The 17,854-nt window shown below is 72.6% G+C and carries 21 protein-coding genes; 9 read left to right on the forward strand and 12 right to left on the reverse strand.

Annotated elements, in window-relative coordinates; all coding sequences use genetic code 11:
* The first annotated feature begins 25 nt into the window (after positions 1-25).
* Positions 26-877: an aminotransferase class IV gene (locus tag GA0070215_RS16510; protein WP_026268512.1), complete on the forward strand. Its 852-nt coding sequence runs from the start codon at positions 26-28 to the stop codon at positions 875-877.
* 72 nt (positions 878-949) lie between these two features.
* On the opposite strand, the gene GA0070215_RS16515 is transcribed toward GA0070215_RS16510, so the two are convergent.
* A complete protein-coding gene (locus GA0070215_RS16515; RefSeq protein ID WP_026268511.1) occupies positions 950-1,540 on the reverse strand; it encodes a heme-binding beta-barrel domain-containing protein in 591 nt (196 codons plus the stop codon).
* A gap of 55 nt (positions 1,541-1,595) precedes the next feature.
* Entirely contained in the window at positions 1,596-1,700 is a 105-nt protein-coding gene (gene mtfM / locus GA0070215_RS29555) for a small membrane protein MtfM (protein WP_026268510.1), read from the reverse strand.
* A gap of 23 nt (positions 1,701-1,723) precedes the next feature.
* On the opposite strand from mtfM, the gene GA0070215_RS16520 reads away from it, so the two are divergent.
* The 3 genes from GA0070215_RS16520 (at position 1,724) to GA0070215_RS16530 (ending at position 4,621) form a co-directional block, all read left to right on the forward strand.
* A complete protein-coding gene (locus tag GA0070215_RS16520; protein ID WP_091047064.1) occupies positions 1,724-2,086 on the forward strand; it encodes a DsrE family protein in 363 nt (120 codons plus the stop codon).
* 70 nt (positions 2,087-2,156) lie between these two features.
* Positions 2,157-2,546: an SCP2 sterol-binding domain-containing protein gene (locus GA0070215_RS16525; RefSeq protein WP_018787998.1), complete on the forward strand. Its 390-nt coding sequence runs from the start codon at positions 2,157-2,159 to the stop codon at positions 2,544-2,546.
* Positions 2,543-4,621: an amylo-alpha-1,6-glucosidase gene (locus GA0070215_RS16530; RefSeq protein WP_091047068.1), complete on the forward strand. Its 2,079-nt coding sequence runs from the start codon at positions 2,543-2,545 to the stop codon at positions 4,619-4,621. Before GA0070215_RS16525 ends, GA0070215_RS16530 begins: the two co-directional genes overlap by 4 nt.
* A gap of 2 nt (positions 4,622-4,623) precedes the next feature.
* Here GA0070215_RS16530 and GA0070215_RS16535 read toward each other — a convergent pair whose 3' ends face one another.
* The 7 genes from GA0070215_RS16535 to GA0070215_RS16560 all read right to left on the reverse strand — a co-directional run bounded on the left by GA0070215_RS16535 (position 4,624) and on the right by GA0070215_RS16560 (position 10,186).
* Positions 4,624-5,466 carry a hypothetical protein gene (locus tag GA0070215_RS16535; RefSeq protein WP_091047072.1) on the reverse strand — a complete coding sequence of 281 codons (843 nt, stop codon included), beginning with the start codon at positions 5,464-5,466 and terminating at the stop codon, positions 4,624-4,626.
* Positions 5,467-5,512: 46 nt separating this feature from the next.
* Positions 5,513-6,562: a hypothetical protein gene (locus tag GA0070215_RS16540; RefSeq protein ID WP_018787995.1), complete on the reverse strand. Its 1,050-nt coding sequence runs from the start codon at positions 6,560-6,562 to the stop codon at positions 5,513-5,515.
* Between the two features lie 130 nt (positions 6,563-6,692).
* Entirely contained in the window at positions 6,693-7,031 is a 339-nt protein-coding gene (locus GA0070215_RS16545) for a DUF1416 domain-containing protein (protein WP_013288819.1), read from the reverse strand.
* Positions 7,028-7,879, reverse strand: coding sequence for a sulfurtransferase (locus GA0070215_RS16550; RefSeq protein WP_018787994.1), 852 nt, complete (start codon positions 7,877-7,879; stop codon positions 7,028-7,030). The genes GA0070215_RS16545 and GA0070215_RS16550 overlap by 4 nt, the downstream gene beginning before the upstream one ends.
* A 202-nt stretch (positions 7,880-8,081) precedes the next feature.
* Positions 8,082-8,159 (reverse strand): Ms5788A family Cys-rich leader peptide, encoded by a 78-nt coding sequence (locus tag GA0070215_RS29860; RefSeq protein ID WP_310503780.1) that lies wholly within the window; start codon positions 8,157-8,159, stop codon positions 8,082-8,084.
* A gap of 115 nt (positions 8,160-8,274) precedes the next feature.
* Complete coding sequence (locus tag GA0070215_RS16555; RefSeq protein WP_091047076.1) at positions 8,275-9,057, reverse strand: LmeA family phospholipid-binding protein; 783 nt, start codon at positions 9,055-9,057, stop codon at positions 8,275-8,277.
* A gap of 79 nt (positions 9,058-9,136) precedes the next feature.
* A complete protein-coding gene (locus tag GA0070215_RS16560; protein WP_018787992.1) occupies positions 9,137-10,186 on the reverse strand; it encodes a hypothetical protein in 1,050 nt (349 codons plus the stop codon).
* Between the two features lie 245 nt (positions 10,187-10,431).
* On the opposite strand from GA0070215_RS16560, the gene GA0070215_RS16565 reads away from it, so the two are divergent.
* The 3 genes from GA0070215_RS16565 to mshD all read left to right on the forward strand — a co-directional run bounded on the left by GA0070215_RS16565 (position 10,432) and on the right by mshD (position 13,160).
* Entirely contained in the window at positions 10,432-11,151 is a 720-nt protein-coding gene (locus GA0070215_RS16565) for a winged helix-turn-helix transcriptional regulator (protein ID WP_196806757.1), read from the forward strand.
* A 148-nt stretch (positions 11,152-11,299) separates the two neighbouring features.
* Positions 11,300-12,154, forward strand: coding sequence for a polysaccharide deacetylase family protein (locus tag GA0070215_RS16570; RefSeq protein WP_091047304.1), 855 nt, complete (start codon positions 11,300-11,302; stop codon positions 12,152-12,154).
* Positions 12,155-12,221: 67 nt separating this feature from the next.
* Positions 12,222-13,160 carry a mycothiol synthase gene (mshD, locus tag GA0070215_RS16575; protein ID WP_091047079.1) on the forward strand — a complete coding sequence of 313 codons (939 nt, stop codon included), beginning with the start codon at positions 12,222-12,224 and terminating at the stop codon, positions 13,158-13,160.
* Positions 13,161-13,229: 69 nt separating this feature from the next.
* On the opposite strand, the gene GA0070215_RS16580 is transcribed toward mshD, so the two are convergent.
* Entirely contained in the window at positions 13,230-14,057 is an 828-nt protein-coding gene (locus GA0070215_RS16580; protein WP_091047082.1) for an NUDIX hydrolase, read from the reverse strand.
* 492 nt (positions 14,058-14,549) lie between these two features.
* Between GA0070215_RS16580 and GA0070215_RS16585 the strand changes: the two genes are divergently transcribed.
* A complete protein-coding gene (locus GA0070215_RS16585) occupies positions 14,550-15,131 on the forward strand; it encodes a DinB family protein (protein ID WP_091047308.1) in 582 nt (193 codons plus the stop codon).
* A gap of 61 nt (positions 15,132-15,192) precedes the next feature.
* Positions 15,193-16,161 (forward strand): Gfo/Idh/MocA family protein, encoded by a 969-nt coding sequence (locus tag GA0070215_RS16590; protein WP_091047085.1) that lies wholly within the window; start codon positions 15,193-15,195, stop codon positions 16,159-16,161.
* 43 nt (positions 16,162-16,204) lie between these two features.
* Here GA0070215_RS16590 and GA0070215_RS16595 read toward each other — a convergent pair whose 3' ends face one another.
* Both GA0070215_RS16595 and GA0070215_RS16600 read right to left on the reverse strand, forming a co-directional pair.
* Positions 16,205-17,209: an inorganic phosphate transporter gene (locus GA0070215_RS16595; protein ID WP_091047088.1), complete on the reverse strand. Its 1,005-nt coding sequence runs from the start codon at positions 17,207-17,209 to the stop codon at positions 16,205-16,207.
* A gap of 4 nt (positions 17,210-17,213) precedes the next feature.
* Positions 17,214-17,840, reverse strand: coding sequence for a DUF47 domain-containing protein (locus GA0070215_RS16600; RefSeq protein WP_091047092.1), 627 nt, complete (start codon positions 17,838-17,840; stop codon positions 17,214-17,216).
* Positions 17,841-17,854 lie beyond the last annotated feature (14 nt).

The raw sequence follows: 17,854 nt of genomic DNA on the forward strand, positions 1-17,854 counted from the left end.
GGGGGTACGCCACTACGCTGCGCCAGTGGGTACGACACGGGTGGCGGTGCTCGGCCGGGGGCTCGTACCGGCGGGCGAGCCGGTGCTGCGCGGCGACGACCGGGGCGTCCTGCACGGTGACGGCCTGTTCGAGACGCTGCACCTGCGGGACGGCCGCCAGTGGCTGCGCGACGCCCACCTGGCCCGGCTGCGGGCCGGTGCGGCGGCGATCGACCTGCCGCTGCCCCCCGATGCCGCGCTCGTCGAGTTGCTGGACGCGGTGTGCGCCGGCTGGCCCGCGCACACCGAGGGCGCGTTGCGGCTGGTCTGCACGCGGGGACCGGAGGGCGGCGGGCCACCCACGGTGTACGCCACGCTCGGCGAGGTGCCCGCGTCCGCCCGCCTGGCCCGGCGTGACGGGGTGACTGTCGCCACGCTGCCGCTCGGGGTGGCCGCCCGGTCCCGCCCGGAACTGCTGTGGCTGCCCAGCGGTGTGAAGTCCATCTCGTACGCGCTCAGCACCGCCGCCCGGCGGTGGGCGCAGCGCAGCGGCGTGGACGACGTGCTCTGGGTCTCGACCGACGGCTACGTGCTGGAGGGGCCCACCGCGAACGTGGTGTGGCTGATCGGCGGCCGTCTCCTCACGGTGCCGGCGGCCCGGACCGGGATCCTGCCCGGCGTGACCGCCCACCATCTCCTGAGCCGCGCCGGGGAGCTGGGCCTGGACGCCGGTGAGCACCTGCCGACGGTGCCCGACCTGCACGAGGCCGAGGCCGTCTGGCTGACCAGCTCGCTGCGCGGCCCGGCGGAGGTCACGACCCTGGACGGCATTCCCCGCCCGAGTTCCCCTTTGACCCGGCGCATCCAGACCCTCCTGGGCTTCCCCCCACCCCGTTGACCATGGAGTTGGCGGTGCCGGGGCGCCCGACTTGTCGCCGCCAACTTCATGATCGCCGGGAACTGAGGCGGGTCAGCCGGCCACCCGGGTCAGGCGGGCGGACAGGTGCGGGCTCAAGGGCTGACCGACGGCGGCCATCTCCTGCGCGTAGAGCAGGGCGCCCTCGACGATGCCGAACAGTCGGGCACCGGCGGTGACCTCCTTCGCCGTGGCGGTACGCACGACCGCGTCGGTGGCGAACTCGATCTGGGTGCCCTTGCGCTTGCCGATGTGCAGCTCCATCACGCCGGTCGGCGTGGTCATCAGCGCCTCCAGCTCGTCGGTCACCCGCTCACCGTCGAGCACCGGACGCCACCAACCCACCTCACGGCCGGCGGGGCGGACCGGACGGCTCTGCTCGTCGAGGATCCAGGCCCGCGACTCGTAGAACAGGAACGGCCGGCCGTCGTGGCTGATCCGGATCTCCTGCGCGTAGTCGAAGTCCTCGATCGTCGGGAACCCACCCCGGCCCCGGCCACGCCACACCCCGATGTACGGCAGCAGGCCGTCCAGGCTCGGGTGCAGCTTCGGGCCGACGCGCAGGTCGTGACTCTCCTCGTACGGGTACTCCTCGACCGGCGGCGCGTTCAACCACGGCGGCTGAAGCGGATTCTCACTATTCACAGCGCCACCTTCGTTCGCGACTGCGGGGCTCGCAAAACCGGCTCACTCCTCGCGCTCACCACTTACCTCTAGCTATGCGGACCGCGACGTACCCCAGGCCACCGGCCAGCGCGCCCAGGCCGGCGACCAGCAGGCTGACGAACCCGATCTCGGTAACCATCCGGGCCATCCTATGCTGGCGTCATGGCGCGCACTCTCGTCGTCAAGGCCACCGCCGGCGCGGACTCCCCGGAACGCTGCGCCCAGGCGTTCACCGTCGCCTCCACCGCGGCCGCGGCCGGGGTGGACGTCTCGCTCTGGCTCACCGGCGAGTCCACCTGGTTCGCGCTGCCCGGGCGGGCGGCGACGTTCGAGCTGCCGCACTCCGCGCCGCTCGGCGAACTGCTGCACGTCGTCCTGACCACCGGCCGGGTCACCGCCTGCACCCAGTGTGCGGCCCGGCGGGACATCGGGCCGGACGACGTCATCCCCGGCGTACGCATCGCGGGCGCAGCGGTCTTCGTCGAGGAAGCGATGGCCGAGGGCGCGCAGGCCCTGGTCTACTGAACCCACCCGGGTTGTCCACTCTGCCCGGTGCGCCGATCCCAACCCGACATGTCCGGATTGCGCCTACCATGTGCACGTGAGTGAGGCGATCCAACAGTTCTTCGCGTCGCTGCCTGCGCGCGCCGCGTCGGTGCTGAGCAGCCCGATCGGCGGCACGCTGAAGATCGACCTGGCCGACGGCAACCGGACCGAGCACTGGTACGTGACGCTGGCCCCCGGATCGGCCCAGGTGAGTCGGGATGAGCAACGGCAGGCGGACGGCGTGCTGACCCTCTCCACCGAACTGTTCGAGAAGCTGGTCACCGGCCGCGAGGCCGGCATGGCCGCGGTGCTGCGCAACGAGGCCACCTTCAGCGGACACGTCGTGCTGTTCCTGGCGTTCCGCCGGTTCCTGCCGCCCCGGCCCGACGTACGGGACCCGCGGAACGCCGCCCGCGACCACGTCCGGCGGCTGGCGTGAAGGACCGGTTCAGCATCCTCGACGGCAACAACTTCCTGGTCAGCGACGATCGCGGCAACATCCAGCCGTCGTACGACTTCCCCACCGGGCTGTTCTCCTTCGACACCCGGTTCCTCTCCACCTGGATTCTCACCCTCGACGGGCAACCCCTGCACGCGCTCTCCATCGACGACTCGCTGTCGTACAAGACGCGGTTCTTCCTGGTCCCCGGCGAGCCGACGCACTATCTGGACTCGAAGGTGTCGGTGATCCGCAGCCGCGCGATCGGCGGCAGCCTCGACGAGGAACTGACCCTGCTCAACCACGCCGACCAGGAGACGGAGTTCCGGCTCCGGATGGAGATCGGATCCGACTTCGCCGACCTCCTGGAGATCAAGAACCAGCGGGAGAAAGGGGGACACACCACGCCAACGGTGGAGCCGAACGCGCTGCGGCTGACCTACCGCAGGCAGGCGTTCCACCGCGAGACAGTGGTGACCAGCAGCACGCCGGCCGAGATCGACGAGAACGGGATGACGTTCCGGGTCCGGGTCGGCCCGCACGGCGAGTGGACCACCCGGCTGAACGTCGACACCGTCATCTACGGCGCCCGGGGCGAGGACGTCCGGGCCATCCTGCCGCTGGGCGGCCGGCGCACGGCGGCCGACATCGCGGCGGAGCAGACCGAGCTGATCGGCCACGCGCCGAAGCTGGGCTGCGACTGCGAGCCGCTGGCCGGGGCGTACCGGCGCAGCCTCAACGACCTGGCCGCCCTCCGGTACGAGTCGATCGCGCTCGGCGTCCGGCTGCTCGCCGCCGGCCTGCCCTGGTTCATGACGCTGTTCGGCCGGGACAGCATCTTCACCTCGCTCCAGGTGCTGCCGTTCCTGCCCGAGATGGTCAAGCCCACCATCGTCATGCTCGCCGGCCTCCAGGGCAGCCGGGTCGACGACTTCCGGGACGAGGAACCCGGCAAGATCCTGCACGAGCTGCGCTACGGCGAGAGCGCCGGGTTCGAGGAGCAGCCGCACTCGCCGTACTACGGCGCGGCCGACACCACGCCGCTGTTCGTGATCCTGCTCGACGAGTACGAGCGGTGGACCGGTGACGCCGAGCTGGTGCGCAGGCTGGAACACGAGACCCGGGCGGCGCTGACCTGGCTGGACACGTACGGCGACCTGCTCGGCACCGGCTACGTCTGGTACATGTCCCGCAACCCGGAGACCGGCCTGCCCAACCAGTGCTGGAAGGACTCGCCGGACGCCATCTCCTACGCCGACGGGCGGACCCCCGAGTTCCCCCGGGCCACGTGCGAACTCCAGGGGTACGCGTACGACGCGAAGCTGCGCGGCGCCCGCATGGCCCGCATCCACTGGAACGACCCGGCGTACGCCGACCGGCTGGAACGCGAGGCGGCGGCGCTCAAGGAACGGTTCAACCGGGACTTCTGGATCCCGGACCGGGAGTACTACGCGCTGGCACTCGACCCGCGGGGCCGGCAGGTGGACGCGCTCACCTCCAACATCGGCCACCTGCTGTGGAGCGGCATCGTCGAGGAGTCCCGGGCCCCCGCCGTCGCCGCCCACCTGCTCGGCCCGCGCCTGTTCTCCGGGTGGGGCGTGCGGACGCTCGCCGACGACCAGGGCCGGTACAACCCGGTCGGCTACCACGTGGGCACCGTGTGGCCGTTCGACAACTCGATCATCGCCTGGGGCCTGTGGCGGTACGGCTTCCGCCACGAGGCGGGCCGAATCTGCGACGCCCTGCTCAGCGCGTCCCACTACTTCGACGGGCGGCTGCCCGAGGTGTTCGCCGGCTACGCGCGCAGCCTCACCGACTACCCGGTGGAGTACCCCACCGCGTGCAGCCCGCAGGCGTGGTCCGCCGGCACACCGCTGCTGCTGCTACGGGTGATCCTGGGGCTGGAACCGCAGGGCGATCACCTGATCATCGACCCGGCCGTGCCGCCCGGGATGGGCCGGGTGGAACTGCTCGACATCCCGGGCCGCTGGGGCCGGGTGGACGCGCTGGGCCGCAGCCGGGAGCCGCACGAGGAACAGCCGTCGCCGCCGGCGCTCACCCTGCCCGGCGGCTGACGTCAGGCAGGGCAGGGCGTGGTCACCGCGACCCGGACCCGCTCCCCGGCCCGCTGCGCCAGCACCGCCGGGTCGCCCGGGCGCGCGTACGCGTCGGCCGTGTCCACCACCGGCGCGGTGCCGCCGCCGAACGCGGCGGCCAGCGACCGATCGGCCGGCACGACCGCCTCGGACCGTGCGGTGCGGGCGGTCCCGCCGCCCGGGCAGGGCGCGGCCAGCACCTGGACCGGCCCGGTCGCGCCGCCCCACCGGCCCAGCGCCGACGCCAGCGCTGCCGACTCGGTGGTGGCGTCGGCGGACGGTGCCCGGTAGCCCGAACCCGTCGGGCGGCAGCCGGTGCCGGCGGTCAGCAGCACCCGGTCCGGGCCACCGGCCCGGCCCTCGACCGTGACGAACTCGCCCGCGTCGGCGCGCAGCAGCGGCTCGCCGTCGAGCGTCGACACGCCGGCCCGCCATCCCGGCGGCAGCCGGTCGGCGATGCCGCGCAGCACCCCGCGTACGTCGTCGTCGCCGATCGCCACCTCGACGCCGCGCTCCAGCGTGGCGCCGTCGTCCATCGGCGTGATCCGGCAGCCGCGCTCCAGCCGGTCCGGCAGGAGCGCCGGTACGCCCGCGGCGCCGACCGCGGCGGTCAGCTCCCCGATCGCCCGGTCCACCACCGGCCCGGCCTGGTCCAGCGACCGCTGCTCCTTGACCGTCGGCGCGTCGGTGCGCACCGACCACCAGGTCAGACCCGCGAGCAGCACGGCCCACGCCACAGCGGCGGCCACCAGCCAGCGCAGCCGGCGTCGGCCCGTCGAGCCGGGCGGGGTGGGCGGGGCGTAGCCGGTCTCGACGGCAGTCACCCGGCCATGGTGTCACGGACCGGCGAGCCGCCCGGCCGCGCCTCCGTCAGGCCGGTACGGACCGGCGGGACAGCAGCCACAGCAGGTAGAAGGGGCGCTGCCGTAGCTCGCCGCGACGGTCGGCGTACTGGTCGGCGGCGAGCACGGCGGAGAAGAACCCGCCCGCGCCGAGCATGCCGAGCACCGGCGCCAGGTGCGTGCCCTCGACCGCCACCAGCGTCGCCGCGACAGTCGCCACCGCTGCTCCGGCGGCCTGCACGGCCGAGCGCCGGGAGACCCGGCCGACCTCGGCCCGCGCCGCCCGCACCCCCTCCTGGATCTCCGCGTCGAGCTTCGCGAGCTGCACCAGCGCCTTGTCCGGATCGGTGTCGACCTCCAGCATCCGGCCCCGCAGGTACGCCTGGGTCGCCGCGAGCGCGTCGCCCTCCTGGGTCAGGATGGCGCAGTAGTCCCGCAGCGAGGTGCCCTCCAGCATCGGCAGGTCGAGCTGGAGAAGCGGGGTCACCAGACGCGCCTTCACCGGATCCCGGCTCGGCACGTCGACGACCCGGTGTCCCTTGACGATCAGGTCGAGCGTGCGGTCCGGGTTGTCGCCCAGTTCGAGCTGGCCGACGCTGTTGAACGGCGACGAGGTGGACTGGGCGTCCGGCGCGCGCGACTCCAGGTGGCTGCGCCGGAAGGTCTGCGGGAAGTAGACCAGCTGGCCCAGCTCCAGCAGTGGCGCGCAGTCACGCAGATACGCGCCGAGGCGGTCCAGATCGTCGCACTCGGCGAAGAGCTGGTCGATCCGGATGTCCTCGTACCGGCATCCCGGTCCGCAGTGGTCCGGGTCCGCACCGCATCTCTTGCAGATCTCCCGGTGCGCCAGATAGCAGTGCTCGCCGCCCGGCTGGGAGAGGACCAGCTTGGCCGTGACGAGTGTGGCCCGCTTGGTGAGGAACGACAGGTCGGCGTCGAGGCTGGCGACCGAGACGTCGAACGGGCGCCGCCCGGAGGCGTCGGTGCGCTGGAGTTCGCGGGCGACCTCCTCGCCCCGGTTGCCGTCGATGAAGTCGATCAGATAGCGGCGGGCGTGGTCGGCGGCGTCGTCGGGCACCTGATCCCCCTCCGGTGCGTCCGGCGCGCACCGCGGTCCAGCCTGCCAGCCGTGGTCAAGGCGCACAGTCGCCGGAACGGCTCGTGGCCCGCCACCCGGGTGGGCGGCGGGCCACGATCTCCAGCGTGGGTCAGGCGGCGACCGAGACGGTCACCTCGTTGATCCCGCGGGCCGCGGACACGGCGGTGTCGCCGTTGCCGTGGCGGGACAGCGCGCGCAGCGTCCAGGAGCCGGGCGCGGCGAAGAACCGGAACTGCCCGGCCGCCGACGTCACCACCTCGGCGGTGAACTCGCCGGTCGAGTCGAGCAGGCGCACGTACGCGCCCGGCACGACCTCACCGGACTCGGCCAGCACGCGGCCGGTGATGACGGTCTCCTTCTCCAGGTCCAGGCTCGCCGGGAGCGGGGCGGACTGGTCCGGTGCGGCGCAGCCGGCGGCAGCGGTCGAGGCGGCGGAGGCGGCGGTCATCGGGCCTCCCCCGGCTCGTCGCCGAGCGCCACCGGCACGCCGACGAGCGATCCGTACTCGGTCCAGGAGCCGTCGTAGTTCTTCACGTTCCGGTGCCCGAGCAGCTCCTGCAGCACGAACCAGGTGTGCGAGGAGCGCTCGCCGATCCGGCAGTACGCGATCGTCTCCTTGCCGTCGTCCAGCCCGGCGTCGGCGTAGATCCGGCGCAGCTCGTCGTCGGACTTGAACGTGCCGTCCTCGTTGGCCGCCTTGGACCACGGGACGCTGATCGCGGTCGGGACGTGGCCGGCCCGCTGCGCCTGCTCCTGCGGCAGGTGGGCGGGGGCGAGCAGGCGGCCCGCGTACTCGTCGGGGCTGCGCACGTCGACCAGGTTCTTGGTGCCGATCGCGTCGACCACCTCGTCGCGGAACGCGCGGATCGAGGTGTCCGGCTCCTGCGCGACGTACTGCGTCTTCGGCCGCTGCACCACGTCGGTGACGAGCGGACGGGCGTCCAGCTCCCACTTCTTGCGACCGCCGTCGAGCAGCTTCACGTCACCGTGGCCGTAGAGCTTGAAGTACCAGTACGCGTACGCGGCGAACCAGTTGTTGTTGCCGCCGTAGAGGATCACGGTGTCGTCGTTGGCGATGCCCCGGTCGGACAGCAGCGCCTCGAACTGGCTCTTGTTGACGAAGTCCCGGCGGATCTGGTCCTGGAGGTCGGTACGCCAGTCGAGCTTGACGGCGCCGGCGATGTGCCCGGTCTCGTAGGCCGAGGTGTCCTCGTCGACCTCGACGAAGACGACGCCCGTGGCGCCGAGGTTCTTCTCGGCCCACTCGGCCGAGACGAGTGCGGTGTCGCGACTCATCAGATCACTCCCTGGTGAGGATGGTTGGTGAGCCTGCGCGTGGAGATCGATGCCGATTTTTGTCGCACCACACGCGGACCCTGAGCGAGGAACGGATCACGGGTACGTGCGACGGCGCCGCTGCCGGGCGTTGAGGAGGGGAACCGAAAGGTTCGTGGACCCTGGGTGACCGCCGTTCAGGCGGCCGGAGACAGCCCCGCCGTCAGATGACGGGGCGACACAGGCAGGTGGCCACGCGGCACAGGTCGACCGCGCGCCGTTTGGTGAGGTGGGTCCCCATGGGCAGGGAGATTACCAGCCGAGGCGACGGCTGCCACCAGGCCGACCAGCATCCGGGACGGGCTGCCCGCCTTCCGGCCGGCTTTCAGCCGGCGGAGTTGACGGCAGGCCGGCTTTCAGCCGGCGGAGTTGATGGGCACGTTCGCCGCGTCCGCCGTGACCACCAGGCCCTCCGGCTTCGGCTCCACCTTGCGCAGGTTGAGCTGGAACGGCAGTTCCGGCAGCGGCACGTCGATCGAGATGCCCTGCGCGTACCGGGTCAGCGCGGCCCGCGCCAGCGGCACGTTCGGCAGACCATCGGCGGTGAGGTCGTTGAAGCGCAGCGCCACCTTGTTGCCGGCCACCGTGACGTCGGCGGTGCCGTTGACGGTGAGCTTGATGCCGAGGACGTCCACCGGGGCGGTGACCGCCAGCTTGCCGTTGCGCTCGCCCAGCGTGAGCCCGGGCCGGTCCAGCAGCTTGGCCAGGCTCTCGTAGGTGACGGTGCCCCGCCCGTCGACGCTCTCGGCCACCACGTCGCCCCGGCCGGAGCGCAACGTGTCCAGTGAGGCGGTCACGTTGCGAGCGTCCACGTCGAGCTTCGGCACCTCGACCGCGTCGCCCTGCACGTCGCCGCGCACGTCGGTGAGGTGGATCGAGATGCGCTCGTACCGGCCGTCGAGCACCTGGGTGAGGAACGGGAACCCGCCCACCTCGACCTGCGGCGCGGCGGACTGCGCGTCCTGCTTCGCGATCTCCTGCCGGACCTGGTCGGCGATGGCACGCTCGGCCACCCCGGCGGCGACCCGGTCGGCGACGACGAGCAGACCGGCCAGCACCAGCAGCAGGACGAGGAAGCCGATCAGCACCTTCCGGCCCCGTCGCCGGGGTCGGCCCTCCGCCGGATACGCCTCTGCCACGCCGCCTCCCGTCCTCACCACCGTCACCGCGCCTCGCGGCGCAACCGTACCTACCCGAGGCGAATCCGCCCCAACCGCGTCACAGGAACAGCACGCACATCGCGTACGCGGCGGGCGCGGCCAGCGCGAACCCGCCCAGCGGCCCCTGCATGTGCCGGGCCACCCACATGGTCGGCGGTTCACCGGCCATCAGGCGACCCGCCTCGGCGTACCCCACGGCGAGGTCGGCCAGGACGGCGGTGGCCGCGCTGACCACCCCGACCAGGGCGGCGCTGGTCGGGGTGAAACCGACCAGGTAGCTGCCGAGCACGGCACTGGTGAGCGTGCCGAGCATGGCGCCGACGACCACGCCCGCCGCGCCGCGCGGCACCTGTGGGGCGAGCCGGGGCCACGGTGCCACCGCGTCGGTGAGCCGGGCGACGAGCAACGCCACCCCGGCGGCGGTGAGGCAGACCGTGATGGCCTGGGTGCCCTTGGGGATCCGGCTGAGCACGATGAGCGTGGCGAACGCGACCACACCCACCACGATGAGCAGCGTGCCGCCGAGCGAGTCGGTCACCCGGACCCGGTCCACCCGCCGCACGAGCTGCCCCAGCACGGCGAGCAGGAACCCGGCGACGGCGGCGTAACCGAGCGGGGCCAGGCCGGCGATGTCCGACTGCACGGCGGCGACGTCGGCGATCACCGCCGTCGCGGCGCTGACGAGCGCGACGACGAGCAGCGCGGGCGGCCGCATGGCCATCGTCCAGGCCAGCACGAACAGCAGCTGGACGCCGAAGATGATGGCCGCGAACGGCAGCCGGTGCCCCGGGCCCGAGGTCTGCGCGCCGAGCACCAGACCGATGCCGAGCAGCGCGGCGAAGCCGGCGACGGTGAGCGCCAGCGGACGGCGGACCGGGACCGACGGCGTCTCCTCCTCGGGCTCCTCGTCGGACTCGTCGTCGGGACGCCGGCCGGGGCCGCCCTTGCGCAGCCGGCGCGGGCCCTTGCGTTCCGGCCGGTCGCCCTCCTCGTCCGCGGGCCCGGTGCGCGGGGCGGGCGGGTGGCCACGGGCGGGGGCGGACGAGCCGGTCGGCGGCTCGTCGGCCCACGGGTCACGACCGGTGTCGCGCGAGGTGGAGGGAAACACGCCCCGATCGTGCCAGACCCGGGCGGCTCGGCGGAGATCCCGGTTTCGTCGACGTTAAAACCTGCGCCGCGATCGAGGGCAGAAAGGGCAAACGGTAAATCGCGCGAAGGTGACGCGCGGTCCATCGGTTACGCTCAGGCCGTTACCCGCCCGTCGACGACGCCGGGACCCACGCAAGTTCACAGCACCGCCCGCACCCGGGCGTGTCGCTGGTCGCGCGCGGCCGAAGGGCCGCCGGGACGGAGGTGATCGTGGAGCTCCTGCTGCTCGTGACCGCGCGGGCCGGCGAGCCGTCGGCGGTGCTGCCGGCACTCGACCTGCTGCCGCACTCGGTTCGCACCGCACCCCGCGACGTCCGCACGCTGGTCTCCGGCCCGACTCCGGACGCCGTCCTGGTGGACGCCCGCTCCGAGTTGAGCGAGGCGCGGGCCACCTGCCGGATGTTGCACGCCACCGGGCTCGGCGTGCCGCTCGTCGCGGTCGTCACCGAGGCCGGGCTGATCGCGTTGAACGCCGACTGGGGCGTCGACGACGTGATCCTGGCCGGCGCCGGGCCGGCCGAGGTGGAGGCGCGGCTGCGGCTCGCGGTGGGCCGGATCAGCAACGCCACCGCCGGCGCGGGCGGCTCGATCCGGGCGGGCGAGTTGAACATCGACCCGGACACGTACGCCGCCAAGCTGAAGGGCCGCCCGCTCGACCTCACGTACAAGGAGTTCGAGCTGTTGAAGTTCCTGGCCCAGCACCCGGGGCGGGTGTTCACCCGGGACCAGTTGCTGCGCGAGGTCTGGGGCTACGACTACTTCGGCGGCACCCGGACGGTGGACGTGCACGTACGGCGGCTGCGCGCCAAGCTCGGCTCGGAGTACGAGTCGATGATCGGCACCGTCCGCCAGGTGGGCTACAAGTTCGTGGTTCCGCCGTCGCGTTCGCTGCCGGAGTCGGAGCCCGCCCCGCTGCCGGTCTGACCGCCCACGCCCGACCTCAATAGAGGGCATTTTTCTCGTATGCCCTTTTTGCCCGATAGGTGAGCCATATCCTGGCTGCCGGAATTGTCGGGCTGAGGGGGCGGCGGTGCGCGGTGGACACGGGGGCGACGAACGGGCGGTACCGCTGATGCGGGGCCCGACGTTGCGCGCCGCCGGACTCGTGACAGTGGTGCTCGCCGGCCTGCTCGGATCGGCCTTCGCGCTGGGCCGCAGCCTGGTGCCCGACCCGCATCCGTCGGCCACCGAGGTCGCGACCCCGCTCACCGGAACGCGTTACGGCGACCAGCCACCCAGCACCGACTTCCCGGACGGCACGGCCAGCGCCCGCCCGATCCCCGACGCAGCGCCGGACGCCGCCCCGGTGGAGCCCGGTGGCGACGGCCCGTACGGCGCCCTGGTCACCACCGGTTCGGCCGGGGTCGCGCTGACCTTCGACGACGGTCCCGATCCCCGCTGGACCCCGCAGGTGCTCGCGCTGCTGGCCCAGTACGGCGTGAAGGCGACGTTCTGCGTCGTCGGCGAGAACGTCCAGGCCAACCCCGATCTGGTCCGGTCGATCGTGGCCGAGGGCCACACGCTGTGCAACCACTCCTGGAACCATGACGTCAGACTGGGCAAGCGATCACCGGCGATGATCCGGGCCGACCTGCTGCGCACCAGCGACGCGATCCTGGCCGCCGCGCCCGACGCGCGGATCGAGTACTATCGCCAGCCCGGCGGGGCCTGGACGCCTTCGGTCATGTCGGCCTGCGCCGACCTGGATCTCACCCCGCTGCACTGGAACGTGGACCCGTCGGACTGGAAGGCGCCGGGCGCCACCGCCATCGAGGCACTGGTCCGCTCGCAGGTGGGCCCCGGCGCGATCGTGCTCATGCACGACGCGGGCGGGGACCGGTCCGGCACCGTCAGCGCGTTGCAGCGACTCCTGCCCGAACTGGTGTTCCGGTTCGAGCTGGCGCCGCTGCCGGTCGGCAGTCCGTGACGAGCGCCACCGAGCGCCGTCGTCGTCCGGCGCGAACCGTGGCCCGCCTGCCGCTACCGTGACTCAGATGAGCAGCACCGAGCCGACGAGTGGTCCCGCCCCCGACGGGATCGACCGGGCGGACCGGCTGACGCCGGACGAGGTCGCCGAGGTGCTGGCGCTGGCCCGCACCGCCGGTGACGCCGACGGCGCCGATCCGCTCGACGAGCACGTACTGCTGCGGCTGCGCGACCCCGAGGCGCCCGCCGTGCACCTCACCGCGCGGACCATTGACGGCACCCTCACCGGGTACGCGCACCTCGACACCACCGTCCCGGCCGAGGGGGTCGGCGTGGAGATGATGGTGCATCCCGCGTACCGACGGCGGGGTTCCGGCCGGGCGCTGGCCCGAGGAGTGGTGGCCGCCGCGGCCGGACCGCTGCGCGCCTGGGCGCACGGCGACCACCCGTCGGCCGCCGCGCTGGCCGTCGACCTGGGCTTCTCCCGGGCACGGGTGCTCTTCCAGATGCGCCGTCCGCTGACCGCCGAGATGCCGGCGCCGGTCGTGCCGGACGGTGTGACGCTGCGCGCGTTCCGTCCGGGCGAGGACGACGAGCCCTGGCTGGCGGTGAACAACGCGGCCTTCGCCCAGCACCCCGAGCAGGGCAGGTGGACGCTCGACGACCTGCGCGTCCGCATCGCGGAGCCGTGGTTCGATCCGGCCGGCTTCCTGCTCGCCGTCGACTCCACCACCGGGCGGCTGCTCGGCTTCCACTGGACCAAGGTGCACGAGCGGCCGGGGTCGGCCCGCATCGGCGAGGTCTACGTGCTGGGCGTCGACCCGTCCGCGCACCGGGGCGGACTCGGCCGGGTGCTCACCGCCGCCGGCCTGACCCACCTGCGCGACGAGCGCGGGCTGGACCGGGTGATGCTCTACGTGGACGAGAGCAACACCGCCGCTGTCGCCCTCTACGAGCGGCTCGGCTTCGCGCGCTGGTGCGCGCACGTCAGCTACCAGCTCGGCTGAGGGCCCGCCGACTCCGTCAACCGGGCCTTCCTACCTTGCGTATCAGCCGGTCAGCGCCGGCGCCGGCGATCAGCGCAGGCGGAAGCTGGGCTCGGCGCCGTCCAGTCCCTCGATGTACGGCATGATCGGCGTACCCGGGTCTCGTTCCGCCGCTGCGCGGGCCACCCCGGCGAGGTCGCCGGTGGCGGCGACCTCGGCGAGCGTGACCATGGTCGGCGGCAGCATGGTCAGTTCGCCGGCCTCCGCCCGGGCCAGGGCGTCCGCCGGGCGCAGCCACAGCGTGTGGTCGGCCTCGCCGGAGACGTCCCGGGTCCGCTGCCCCTCGGGCAGCAGGGCGATGAAGAAGTACGTGTCGAAGCGGCGCGGCTCGAACTCCGGGGTGATCCAGCGGCTCCAGGGCAGCAGCAGGTCGGACCGGAGCGTCAGGCCCCGACCGGCCAGCAGGTCCGCGAAGCCGGCCCGCCGTCCCTCCAGGTCCTGCCGGGCCGCCTCCCAGTCGTCGCCGCTCACGTCGCCGACGACCGTGTCGGGGTCCGGCCCGGCGAGCAGCACGCCCGCCTCCTCGAAGACCTCGCGGGCGGCGGCGCACACCACCGCCTGTGCGGCGGCCGGGTCGAGCCGGAGCCGCTCCCCCCACGCCGCCGGGTCGGGGCCGGCCCAGCCGAGATGCGCCTCCGAGTCGGAGCGGTCCACCCCGCCGCCGGGGAAGGCGTACATGCCGCCGAACGTCATCGCCGCCACCCGGCGGATCATGTAGATCTCGAACCCGTCGCCGGCCGGGCGGAGCAGCAGCACGGTGGCGGCGACCCGGGGCACGGCCGGGACGGCGCCCTCGGCCCGGAATCGGCGGGCGTGCTCCACCAGGGCGGGGGGTGCGGCGAAGCCGTCGATCGTCATGCGCCGAGCCTAGTGCCGTAACGCGCGACGCCGCCCCGCCGCCCGATGGCGTCCCCGCCCGATCGCGGCAACGCTCGTCGTTTGACGGATCTCGAGAACCGGACGGGATACCGGAATACCGCATCGGCCACCCGGTCGCACGTCAGTGGCTCGACGGCGTCGATCGGCGGGCACGCGAACGCCTGACGTCCCGGCGGGTGGATCGCCCCGTCGGTCCGGGAGCACGAGGGGATGGCGTGCCGGGCCTGACGCGGTGGGCAGTCCGGTCGTGCTCGCCGGCCCACGCGGCCCGCGCTCCACAAGGGGGCAACCGATCACTTTCCGTAGTTTCTCGCTCGGCCGGGGGGACACTCCTCCGTCGCCTTTGCTCTGCAGCCGGATCCGCAGCGGCGACCCTTGCCCTCTTCCCGCACCACTCGTGCACCGCCGGACGGCCCGGCGGCTCACGGCACGGGGCTGCGGCGACCGGCCGCGCCTGGCAGGGTCGTGACCGTGATCGACGATTTCGCGAAGGAGTACCTGCACAACGACCTGCGCCAGATTCGCGAGGCGATGCTGTGGAAGCTCGACGGGCTGTCCGAGTACGACGTGCGCCGTCCCCTGACCGCGTCCGGCACCAACCTGCTCGGCCTGGTCAAGCACCTGTCGTTCGGGGAGGCCCGGTACTTCGGTGAGGTGTTCGGGAGGCCGTTTCCGGAACACCTGCCCCGCTGGGACGAGCCGGATCCGGACGGCACCGACATGTGGGCGAGCGAGCACGAGACCCGCGAGGAGGTGATCGGCCGCTACCGGCGGGTGTCGGAGCACGCGGACGCGACGATCGACGCCCTCCCGGTCGACGCGCCAGGCCACGTGCCGTGGTGGCCCCGCCCGGACGTCAAGTTGTTCAACATCCTGGTCCACGTGGTGGCCGAGACCAATCGGCACGCGGGACACGCCGACATCCTGCGCGAGCAGCTCGACGGCTCGACCGGGGCGTGGGCCGAGTACGCGCACCTGGAACCCGGCCAGCCGACGCTGACGGCGCGGCGGGCGATGATCGAGCGGGCCGCCCGCGCCGCCGCCCGCCGTTGAGCCGTCCCGACGGGTGGATCTCCCTGCCGGTCGCACAGCGGCAGGGGATAGCGTGCCGGGCATGACGCGTTGGGGAATCCTGGCCACCGGAAACATCGCTGCCCGCTTCGCCGAGGATCTGCGGCTGGTGCCGGACGCCGAACTGGTCGCGGTCGGCTCGCGTACCCGGGAGAGCGCCGAGCTGTTCGCGCGCCGGCACGACGTGCCGCGGGCGTACGCCTCGTGGGCGGAACTGGCCGCGGACCCGGACCTGGACGCGATCTACGTGGCCACGCCGCACGCCGCCCACCACGAGGCGGCGCTGGCGTGCCTGGCCGGCGGCAAGGCCGTGCTGGTGGAGAAGCCGTGCACGCTGGACCTGCCGACCACGACCGAACTGGTGGAGACGGCCCGCGCCCGGGGCCTGTTCCTCATGGAGGCCATGTGGATGCGGACGAACCCGCTGATCCTGCGCGTGCTGGAGCTGATCGGGGACGGCGCGATCGGTGAGGTGACGCACGTACGGGCGGACTTCGGCGTGGCCGGCCCGTTCCCGCCGGAGCACCGGATGCGGGCCCGCACGCTCGGCGGCGGTGCGCTGCTGGACCTCGGCGTGTACCCGCTGAGTCTGGCCCACCTGGTGCTCGGCGCGCCGCAGCACGTGCAGGCGTGGGCCAAGCTGACCCCGGAGGCGGTGGACGAGAACACCGGCATGGTGCTCGGCTGGGACTCCGGCGCGGTGGCGACGCTCAGTTGCGGCATGGTCGGCGCGACGGCGATCACCGCGTCGATCACCGGTACGACCGGCCGGATCGACCTGCCCGAGCTGTTCTTCCGGCCCGCGCACGTGGTGCTGCACCGGGCCGGCGCCGAACCGGAGACGATCCCGGCGGACCTGACCGGCGGCGGCTACCAGTACGAGGCGATCGAGGTGCAGCGCTGCCTGGCGGCCGGGCTGACCGAGAGCCCGCTGGTGCCGCACGCCGCAACGCTCGAGGTGATGGGCCTCATCGACGACATCAAGGCCCGGATCGGCGTCTCCTACGCGTGAGGGTTCCCCGCCACGGCGGGGAACCCCTCACGCGTCAGCGCACTCAGAACAGGGGCCGGACCAGCAGGTACGAGAAACAGGCGATCGCGGCGGCGGCCGGGAACGTGATGATCCAGGCGATCACGATGTTGCCCGCCACGTTCCAGCGCACCGCGGAGAGCCGTTTCGTCGCGCCCACACCCATGATCGCCGAGGTGATCGTGTGCGTGGTGGAGATCGGCGCCTTCAGCACCAGCGCGTTGAAGTAGAGCACCGCGCTGGCGACGGTCTCGGCCGCGAAGCCCTCCGCCGGGCCGAGGTCGATGATCTTCCGGCCGAGCGTACGGATGATCCGCCAGCCGCCCGCGTACGTGCCGGCGGCCAGCATCGCGGCGGAGGTCCAGAAGACCCAGCCCGGGATGTGGGTCTTGCTCTCCTGGAAGCCGCCGGTGTAGAGCGCCAGCACGATGATGCCCATGGTCTTGGCGGCGTCCTGCATGCCGTGGCCGACCGACATGGCGGCGGCGGACGCGGTCTGCGCCCAGCGGAAGCCGCGGCTGAGTTTGCCGGGCTGCCCCTTCCGGAACAGCCACATGATCCCCAGCATCACCAGAAAGCCGAGCACCAGGCCGACCACCGGCGACAGCACCATCGGGATGAGGACCTTCTCGATGATGGTGCCCCACTGGACGATGCCGTCGGCGGCGAACAGGGTCGCGCCGACCAGGCCGCCGAAGAGGGCGTGCGAGGAGGACGAGGGCAGGCCGAAGTACCAGGTGATCAGGTTCCAGATGATCGCGCCGAGCACACCGGCGAAGACCACGCCGAGACTCTCCACTCCGGTCGGCAACGTGACCAGGCCGTCGCCGACCGTCTTGGCGACGCCGGCACCGAAGTGCGCGCCGACGAAGTTGCCGACGGCGGCCAGCGCGAGCGCGATCCGGGGGGTCAGTGCCCGGGTCGAGATGCTGGTGGCGATCGCGTTCGCCGCGTCATGGAAGCCGTTCGTGTAGTCGAAGGCCATGGCGACCGCGATCACCGCCAGCACGGCGATGAGTTCGGGACTCACGGGATCAGGACTCCTTGACCGCGATGGTCTCGACGGTGTTGGCGACGTGCTCGAAGGCGTCGCAGGCGGCCTCCAGCTCGTCGGCCACCTCCTTCATCTTCAGCACCGTGAGCGCGTCGTACTCACCGGAGAAGAGGCGGACCAGCAGCATCCGGTACGCCTGGTCGCCGTCGTTCTCGAGCCGGTTGCACTCGATCCAGTAGTCCTCGAGATCCTTCATCGACTTCAGCCGGGGCATCGCCTCGGCGGTGAGCTTGGCCTGCTGGTCGAGCACGTTGACCAGCTCGTGCAGCTCGCGCGGAAGCGCCGGCAGCTTGGTGAGGCCGTACAGGTAGAGCAGGTTGCCGACCGCCTCCAGGTGGTCCATCACGTCGTCGAGCAGCGAGCCCAGCCGGTAGATGTCCTCCCGGTCGAACGGCGTGATGAACGTGGAGTTGATCTTCTTGTACAGCTCGTGCGTGATCTGGTCGCTGTCGTGCTCGATGTCGGTCAGCCGCTCGCTGATCGACTGGACGTCGGCACCGGGCAGTCCCAGCTCGTTGAGCAGGTCGGTCCCCTTCACGAGGTTCTGCGCGGCCCTGGTGAAGAGCTCGTAGAAGGCGCCCTCGGTGGGACGGAAGGAAAACTTCACAGCACGGACCTCGT

Source organism: Micromonospora marina (assembly GCF_900091565.1).
GTDB classification, from domain to species: Bacteria; Actinomycetota; Actinomycetes; order Mycobacteriales; family Micromonosporaceae; genus Micromonospora; species Micromonospora marina.